Here is an 8,937-nt window from a genome sequence, read left to right on the forward strand (position 1 = left end):
AAAATCGCTGATATAAATGGAGTTGCGCTGATATATTTGGGAAATCGCCGATATAATTTCAGTTGCGCTGATATATTTGAAAAATCGCTGATATAAATTGAATTACTTTTGTACTTTGTTAGAGTAGATGTTTAATGAGACGTTTTTCTAAAATTTGTAAAGATATCTTTACTTGTAGTTGGAAAATATTTATAATTAAAGTAAAGATATCTTTACTTTCGAAGGTGGAGCCTATGGGTGTAAAAAATAAAATTAAAGAATTAAGAAAGCAACATCATATAACGCAAGTTGAAATGGCAAAGGCGATGCAGGTGACACGGCAGACAATCGTGGCGATTGAAAACCATCATTACAACCCGAGTCTAGAGTTATCCTTAAAAATCGCCAAATATTTTGGAGTGAAGGTGGAAGAAATATTTACGCTGGAGTAAGGGGAGAGAAAAATGCAGGATGAGTTTGAGAGATTTCAGTCAGATAAAGCGTTTAAATATTTAGGGTTGTTTTTAGCGATTAGTTTAGCCATATGGAGTTTGTACAATTTAATTGTTTACGGAAGTGCTGGTATGCCGTTTGTGTTATTTGTACTAGGGCAGTTTGTTTATTTCTTTGTGAACTATTGGCCGAAATGGAGATATAGAAATAGTAAAGAGGCTGATCGTGTATGAGTAAGCAAGAGGTTATACGATTTATAGGAAGTTTGTTTTTAGCGGGTTTTATTTTAAATGTGAGTCTAATGATTTTAAGTATTTCGTGGAGAACTATTTTCATATCGAATGTAGCACTAGTCATTTTATATGGCATTGCGGAATATAGAGAACAGAAGCGTTTGAAAGAAGAGGGAATACCGTCGATTGATGAGCGAGTTGTGAACAAGATGAAGTCATATTTTGCGATTAGTATGACAAGCTTCGTTTTCTTATTCATTATGTATCTTTGTGTAAATAAGTATTTAGACAGGCCAGTAGTACATGTAAATGAGTTATTATATATTGCTATTTTTGGTCTATTAATAAGTATGGCATCGACGAGCGTGTTAGCAACAAGGAATAGATAGAAAAAGGGGAACTGGGATGGGATTACCGGTATTATGTGTCGCTACAGCTATTTTTGCTTTGTTTTGGGGAATGCAGAACTTCTCTCATAATCCAGTGCCGAGTATTTGTATTATGCTTGGTACTGTAGGTTTATCGTATTATTTATTAGTTTCAGCTCATTATCATAAAACAGCAACGAGCGTTGTTGTCGGAGCACTTATTTTATTTTGTGGTCGTGCTGTGCAAAAGGGGTTATTTCCGTAAAGGCTGTTTATACGAAGCGTATAAACAGCCTTTTGTATTTTTTTTACAAAACACTTGAAAGTTACGTAACGTCATCTTTTATAATGAAGGAGAAGAGGTGATGATAGTGATTTCAATTCAACAATTGACGAAAGAAACAGGGGTAACAGTACGCACATTACGTTATTATGATCAAATAGATTTATTAAAGCCGAGTGGTAAAACAGAGGGTGGACATCGGTTATATAGTGAAGCGGACGTTATTCGTTTGCAACAAATTTTATTTTTAAAGGAAATGGGATTTTCGTTAAAAGAAACTGCGAATATGTTAGTAAAAGGTGAGTTGGATTTAAAGAATTCTCTTGAAAAACAACTTCGATTTGTACAGGAAGAACAAAAGAAATTTAATCGAATGGAGCGTGTTTTACAAGCGGTTGTTTATTCGGTAGATGTAGAGGGAGAGCTCGATTGGAAAGTTATGTTTGAATTAATTCAGCTTTCGAAACAGTCTTCTCGTATACGTGAAATATTTCAAAATGAAGTGTTTTCAAAGGAAGAACAAAAATTGCTTCAGAATTTGCCGAATATGAGTGAAGAAGATCCGAATGTTTTAGAGTGGGTAGATTTATTAAAGCAATTTCGCACTTTTATGAAAGATGATAAAGAAGTAGCGAGTGATGAGGTACAAGGGGCAACGAAGAGATTAATGCAGAAGTGTTTAGAAATGGCTAATGGTGACGAAGCGTTTTTAGATAAGTTATGGGAAGTTAGAAAATCGAAAGAAGATTCCCAGAAAATGAGCATGTATCCAATCGAAGAAGAACTTTTATTATATATGGATGAAGCTTTTCGTATATATGATGAAAAGGAGAAGGATAAATGAGTATACTTGCAGAATATCGTTGGTATTTTTTAATTGGGGCAGAGATTGTATTTTGGTTATCAGCTATCGGTTTCTTTTTACTCCGTTACGGATTCCGTTTGAAAAAGGCGAGTTTTATTATGGGGATTGTACTACTCATAAATGAAGTGTTTATTTTAACTTTAGGAGTAGTGGATTACTATCAAACAGGAAAGTTCTCTAACTTTCAAATCATTACGGTGATTATTTTATTGTATGCAGTCTTTTACGGGAAAAAGGATTTGAAGAAGCTTGATATATTTGCGCAAAAGCTAGTTGCCAAATGGCGAAATGAGCCGGCGCCTATTATAGAAGAACAGGTAGAATTAACAGGTATGGCTTATGCGAAGCAGGAAATAAAAAATTGGGTATTGCACCTTAGTTTGTTTGTTGTTGTGCATATTTTCTTTTTCTTTCTGTACGGTCTTGCTCCGGTTGAACAATGGCGTAATTGGTTAGAAACGGGAATTGTTTTAAATAAAGCAGCGAGTCGGGTTAGCCAAGTTTGGGCGATTATACTTTTAGTGGATACAGCTATTTCATTTTCATATGTTCTTTTTCCGAAGAAGGAGAAAGGGAAAAAGAAGCTACTTTCTTAGGGGAAAGTAGCTTCTTGTTTTCATGCATTTTCTAAAGTCTTTGGAATAATTGTAAAGTCCTGCTCATCGATATCAATTGGGAATGAAATGATAGGAATGTCACAATCAATAATGCTTGGACATATCCCGATAGAGATAATGCAATCGAAGTGCTCCTTTTCTTCTGTTAATAAAGAAGTCACTTCTCTTAGTGTATGAATACTTGTAACTGAATAATGAGGTGATAAAGAAGTTAATTTCTTTTTCGTATATAAATCTAACCCACTACCTGTTGTACATAGAAGTAATAACTTTTTTGGTAAGGCCTTCTTTTTAGGTTCTGACACACTAAATAGATAGGTGGCAAGATAATTTAATATATGTTCAGAAACTGGTTCCTGCTTACTAGTAGTAAAATTGTGTACAATTTTACGAGTTATATCATAATAATAATAAATTTTAGACTTTAAATTTTGTAATTGCGGATGATAGATATGGATATTTAACTTTTGAAAAACGTAAAATCTAAAAATTAGCCATTTTAAATCTGCAATGATAGTTTCTTGCGGGCACGTAAAAATTAGATTTTGAGTAAGTTCCTCTAAAATCGTGGGAATAAGCATATCGAATTTCTTTGTATATAGTGGAAATTGATGTTCGAAATGTAGACCGCTTATTACACAACAATTTAAATAAAGGATTTCAGGAAATAAAAGTTTATTACCTGTTAAATTTTCTATTTGTTCAATAAGACTAGAAATAGAATCACTATATGGATTTTTTAATATAAAGGAGAGATCGGGCTCCAAGTTTTTGATAAATTGCTTATGACGATAACGAATAATACATGTAAGTAATAAACAATGAATACGTTTATAACCAATATCAGAAAGTGTACCAGTATTTCTTTCTATTTGTTGTATTGTATATTTGGTTATTGAAATGTCTTGTTCGTGAAATAAGAGTTGTAATCCATTACTATACTGTGTAGTTAAATGGGCATAGTGACAAATTAATTTTCTAATATGTAGCTCGTCACCTTCTAGACGGATAGGCTGTTTTGTTAAAGTAACATCGTGCTTAGTGAACTGAAGACGAAGAGCTTGTAATAAAGTTTGGCAATAACTTTGACTAACATTTAGTGTAGTAGCAATCTTTGCTACTGTTAATCCATTTGGATAGTTAAGTATAAGCTGTAAAATTTGAAAAAAATATAACTCTTGTTTGTTTTGTATACTTTGTTTTCCTTCTTTTAAGTTGAGTTGATTAATTTTAATTCCCTTTCCCCTTGAAGATAAAATGATGTTTTCTCCATATGTATTTTTTAAAAGGGTTAAGTAATTTGAAACGCTTCTTTTACTGCATTGTAATTCTTCGGATATTTTTTGAACAGTAGTCCAATCGTGTTGGGCTAATAAAAAACTTAATAATTGTTGAATTTGCTGTTGCTTCATTGTCATCGCTACACCTTATATATATATATTGGTAAATCAACTAAATTTTAGATTAATATGGATACTATTGTAAATAATTTTAACTGAGGCAATACTCTTCCGAATATTATGAATTTGCGTCATATAATGCAAAAACACAATAAAATTTAATGCGAAATGTTCGATACAATTCATGTGTTTGTATATATATGACAATTCAACTTACGGAGGGGTATAAGCAAAATGGGTAAGAAAAAAAATAGACACATGAAGAAGATTACATCGACAGTATGTACAATTGGGATTTTGAGTGCATCTGTCACACACGGATATGCTGCAGAGATAAATAATAAACAACAGCAGTATGATCGTTTGCAAGTTGCTGAAACAGATAAAGGTTCAAAAGATAATCTTAAAATTGATCTTAATACAACATTCCCAGATAGCGCGCTAAGAAATGCTGTGAAAACAAAGATGGGGACTACTAGCGATGAAGTAACGCTAGAACAATTAAGTAATGTACGTGACGTACTAGATTTAAGTGGTAAAGGTGTTAAAAACTTTGAAGGTTTACAATACTTAACAGGATTAAATGCTTTATATATAAAAAATTCTAATCTCACAGAAGTGCCTCAACAAGTATTAGAGCTAAAAGAATTGAAAATTTTAGATCTATCCCGCAATACGATTACAACAATTCCAGATAATATGTCCTTTGATAAATTAAGAGTATTAGATTTATCGTATAACAAAATAACAGCAGTACCAGATAGTGTATGGGAGTTACCTAAACTACAAGCGTTACTACTATCGAATAATAAAATTAAAAGCATTCCTGAAAAAAAATCTAAGTTTTTAGATCTTCGTATTTTCGACTTGGCTAATAATGAACTGGAAACATTGTCTGTAGGTTTATTACATGATTTAGCACGACTTGAAGTTTTAAATATTCAAGGTGGTAATAATAAAAAACTAGAATTAGCAGATGTGAAGTTGTTAAAAGGACTAGTTGGTTTAAAAGTATTAGAGCTAAATTCAGATGTAAGTCCTGAAGAGATTAACAAACAATTAAAAGTCGGTGTGTTAAAAGTAAAAGGGAATCAGGTTGGTTTAATTTCAGTCAATGGTGTGACTGTTTTAACGTTAAGTAAGAATGACCCTGTATTTAAACTGGATGGGGAACAAAATATGTATAAAGAGGCTGGAAAACCAGCAACTATCCCAACAGGTACAATTACAGCAACGAAGGGCTTATTAGAAAGTATTACTACGAAAAATATTTTAGGATTAGATTTATTATCTAAAGAAGTGAATGGACCATTAGTTGAAGGAAAGAATGGGACGATACATTATAACGGATTAAATACAAGGAATCCGGCTCCAGGTTCGTATACGGTAAATTACAATATCTTAGTGAAGAAAACTATTTTAGATAAAATTCCACTAGTAGGTGGGTTGTTAAGCTTCTTATTTGATAAAGGAAATATTGAAAAATTAGTTGATACAAGAAACGTCATTGTAGTTGATGTAACATCACCAACGATTGGTACAGATGAAATTGAAGTTGATGATCCATCTACATTAACAGATGAGAAGCTAAAAGAATTATTAAAGGTTAAAGACGATGTTTCGAAAAATGTTGCAATTCAATATGACAAAGATTTGAAAAACTTAGCATCTGCTGAAGAAGAAGTTACTTTTACAGTTCAAGATGAGTACGACAATATTAACGTGAAGACAGTAAAAGTAAAATCTGCTGCCAATAATCAAGCGCCAGCAATTGAAGCGAAAGATTCCATTTTAGCTAAAGTTGGAGACGAAGTAGATGTAATCAAATCAGCAGAAGCAAAAGCGATGGATAAAGAAGATGGAGATTTAACGAGCAAAATTCAAGTTGAAGGTACAGTAGATACACAAAAAGTTAGCACGCAAAAAGTTTCATTAAAGGTAACTGATAAACATAATGAGACAACGTCTAAAGATGTTGAAGTGCGTGTAATTCGTATTCAAGATAAAGTAACAGTAAATCAAAAAGATCTTGATAGTAATAACTTTGATCCTAAAAAACTTGTAGAAGGTTTAAATGATGAAGATAAGGTAACTACAAAAGTAAACAACGGTAAAATCGAAGTAACCGTAACAAATAAAAACGGTCATCAGGTAACCGGAGATATGACTCCTGAAATTAATGGAAAACCATCTATTGAAGCAAAAGATAAAGTATTTGTAGAAAAGGATAAAAAAGACTTCGATGTGAAAAAAGAAGCGAAAGTAAAAGTGATTGATAAAGAGGACGGAGATTTAACAGATAAGGCTGTAGTAGAAGGTACTCTAGAGCTAGATAAAACGGGTGAACAAAAGGTAAAAGTGACAATAACAGATAAAGATGGAGAAACAGCAGAAAAAGAAATTACAGTGAATGTGATCCGTATTCAAGATGAAATTGAAGTAAATAAAAAAGACATCGTTGATGGCAAAGTGAAAGATGAAGCAATTAATAAAGAAAAAGTGGTAGACGGTTTAGATAAAGATAGTAAAGAGGAAGTAAAAGTAGAAATCACAGTGGACGAAGAGAATGGCAAAGGTAAAGTGACTGTGAAAGATAAAGAAGACAATGTAGTAAGTGAAAAAGAAATCAAAGTGAAAGTAACTAATGAAAAACCAGAAATTAAAGTAGAAAAAGACGAATTGTTCGTAGAAAAGGACAAAAAAGACTTCGATGTGAAAAAAGAAGCAAAAGTAACAGTAATAGATAAAGAAGATGGAGATTTAACGGATCAGGCGGAAGTAAAAGATTTCGATATAAAAACAGTTGGAGAACAAAAAGCAAAAGTAACAGTAACCGATAAAGCTGGGGAAACAGTAGAGGCAGAAATTACTGTGAATGTCATTGAAATTCGAGATGAAATTGAGGTAAATAAAAAGGACATCGATAAAGGTAAAGTAAAAGATGAAGCAATTGATAAAGAAAAAGTGGTAGACGGTTTAAATAAAGATAGTAAAGAGAAAGTGAAAGTAGAAATCACAGTGGACGAAGAGAATGGCAAAGGTAAAGTGACTGTGAAAGATAAAGATGGAAATACAGTTAGTGAAAAAGAAGTCAAAGTCAAAACTGTAACAGAACTAGTAAAAATCAATGTAGCACCAATGATAGAAGCGAAGGGTAAGGTGTTAGCCTTTGTAGGAGATCAAGTCGATGCGAAGTATGTAATTGAGAAATCAGGAGCGAAAGCAACGGATAAAGAAGATGGAGATTTAACAGCGAAAATTGAAGTAGAAGGAAAAGTTGATACAAGCAAAGCTGGCGAATCGAAAGTAACGTTGAAAGTAACAGATAGCCAAGGCGCAACAGGAAATAAAGAAGTAACAGTGAAAGTAGTGAAAATCAACGACACGATTGAAGTGAAAGAAAAAGATATCGTCGATGGCAAAGTAACAAATGACAAGATTGATAAAGAGAAGATCGGTGAAGGTTTAGGTGAGAAAGAAAAAGTCGAAATTATCATTGATAAAGATGGCAAAGGAAAAGTTGTCGTAACAGATGAAGAAGGAAACAAAGTAGAAAAAGAAGTAACGGTAAAAGTGAAAGATGATAACAAAGTCATCAATGAAAAGCCTGTAATTAAAGTTGAGAAAGAAGAAGTGTTTGTAGAAAAAGATAAGAAAAACTTCGACTTGAAAAAAGAAGCAAAAGTAACGATAACGGATAAAGAAGACGGAGATTTAACAGATCAAGCGGAAGTAAAAGATTTCGATATAAAAACAGTCGGGGAACAAAAAGCGAAAGTAACAGTAACCGATAAAGCTGGAGAAACAGTAGAGGCAAAAGTGACTGTAAATGTAATCGAAATTCAAGATGAAATCGAAGTAAATAAAGAAGATATCGTAGAAGGTAAAGTAAAAGAAGACAAAATCGATAAAGAAAAAGTGGTAGGCGGATTAAATAAAGAAAGTAAAGAAAAGGTAAAAGTAGAAATCACAGTGGACGAAGAGAACGAAAAAGGCAAAGTAACTGTGAAAGATAAAGATGGAAATGTAATTAGTGAGAAAGAAGTAACAGTAACGGTTAAAGATGACCAAGGCGGCAAGGATGATCAGAACGGCAAAGATGATCAAGATAACAAAGCAATCAATGAAAAACCAGTTATCAAAGTGGACAAAGACGAAATCTTCGTAGAAAAAGGTAAGAAAGACTTTGATGTGAAGAAAGAAGCGAAGGTATCCGTAATAGATAAAGAAGACGGTGATTTAACAGATAAAGCTGTAGTAGAAGGTTTAGATACAAGTAAAATTGGCGAACAAAAAGTGAAAGTAAAAGTAATGGATAAAGATGCGGGTACAAGTGAGAAAGAAATTACAGTGAATGTCATCGATGTGAAAGATAACATTGAAATAAATAAAGAAGATATCGTCGATGGTAAAGTAAAAGAAGATAAGATTGATAAAACAAAAGTGATTGAAGGTTTAAAAGAAGAAGACAAAGAGAAAGTGAAAGTAGAAATCACAGTGGACGGAGAGAACGGCAAAGGTAAAGTAACTGTGAGAGATAAAGATGGAAATGTAATTATTGAAAAAGAAGTAACAGTGAAAGTGAAAGACGACCAAGGCGGTAAGGACGACCAAGGCGGTAAGGACGACCAAGGCGGTAAGGATGACCAAGGCGGCAAGGATGACCAAGGCGGTAAGGACGACCAAGGCGGTAAGGATGACCAAGGCGGCAAGGATGACCAAGGCGGTAAGGACGACCA

The 8,937-nt window shown here is 33.2% G+C and carries 8 protein-coding genes; 7 read left to right on the forward strand and 1 reads right to left on the reverse strand.

What is annotated here, in order from left to right:
• The first annotated feature begins 233 nt into the window (after positions 1-233).
• The 6 genes from PDQ68_RS27900 to PDQ68_RS27925 all read left to right on the forward strand — a co-directional run bounded on the left by PDQ68_RS27900 (position 234) and on the right by PDQ68_RS27925 (position 2,777).
• A complete protein-coding gene (locus PDQ68_RS27900; RefSeq protein WP_000538359.1) occupies positions 234-431 on the forward strand; it encodes a helix-turn-helix transcriptional regulator in 198 nt (65 codons plus the stop codon).
• Between the two features lie 12 nt (positions 432-443).
• Positions 444-665, forward strand: coding sequence for a hypothetical protein (locus PDQ68_RS27905; protein ID WP_001150192.1), 222 nt, complete (start codon positions 444-446; stop codon positions 663-665).
• Positions 662-1,054 (forward strand): hypothetical protein, encoded by a 393-nt coding sequence (locus PDQ68_RS27910; RefSeq protein WP_016718913.1) that lies wholly within the window; start codon positions 662-664, stop codon positions 1,052-1,054. The genes PDQ68_RS27905 and PDQ68_RS27910 overlap by 4 nt, the downstream gene beginning before the upstream one ends.
• A 16-nt stretch (positions 1,055-1,070) precedes the next feature.
• Positions 1,071-1,298, forward strand: a complete 228-nt coding sequence (locus PDQ68_RS27915) for a hypothetical protein (RefSeq protein ID WP_000524119.1) — start codon at positions 1,071-1,073, stop codon at positions 1,296-1,298.
• Between the two features lie 100 nt (positions 1,299-1,398).
• Positions 1,399-2,160, forward strand: a complete 762-nt coding sequence (locus tag PDQ68_RS27920; RefSeq protein WP_061184253.1) for a MerR family transcriptional regulator — start codon at positions 1,399-1,401, stop codon at positions 2,158-2,160.
• The gene (locus tag PDQ68_RS27925; RefSeq protein WP_061184254.1) at positions 2,157-2,777 is read left to right on the forward strand and encodes a hypothetical protein; all 621 of its coding nucleotides are present in this window, start codon (positions 2,157-2,159) and stop codon (positions 2,775-2,777) included. Before PDQ68_RS27920 ends, PDQ68_RS27925 begins: the two co-directional genes overlap by 4 nt.
• A 20-nt stretch (positions 2,778-2,797) precedes the next feature.
• On the opposite strand, the gene PDQ68_RS27930 is transcribed toward PDQ68_RS27925, so the two are convergent.
• The gene (locus PDQ68_RS27930; protein WP_016718910.1) at positions 2,798-4,210 is read right to left on the reverse strand and encodes an HTH domain-containing protein; all 1,413 of its coding nucleotides are present in this window, start codon (positions 4,208-4,210) and stop codon (positions 2,798-2,800) included.
• Between the two features lie 222 nt (positions 4,211-4,432).
• Between PDQ68_RS27930 and PDQ68_RS27935 the strand changes: the two genes are divergently transcribed.
• A partial coding sequence (locus PDQ68_RS27935; RefSeq protein ID WP_270787146.1) for a leucine-rich repeat domain-containing protein occupies positions 4,433-8,937 on the forward strand: 4,505 nt, incomplete at its 3' end.

Source organism: Bacillus cereus group sp. Bc010 (assembly GCF_027716745.1).
In the GTDB taxonomy this organism is placed as follows: domain Bacteria; phylum Bacillota; class Bacilli; order Bacillales; family Bacillaceae_G; genus Bacillus_A; species Bacillus_A pacificus.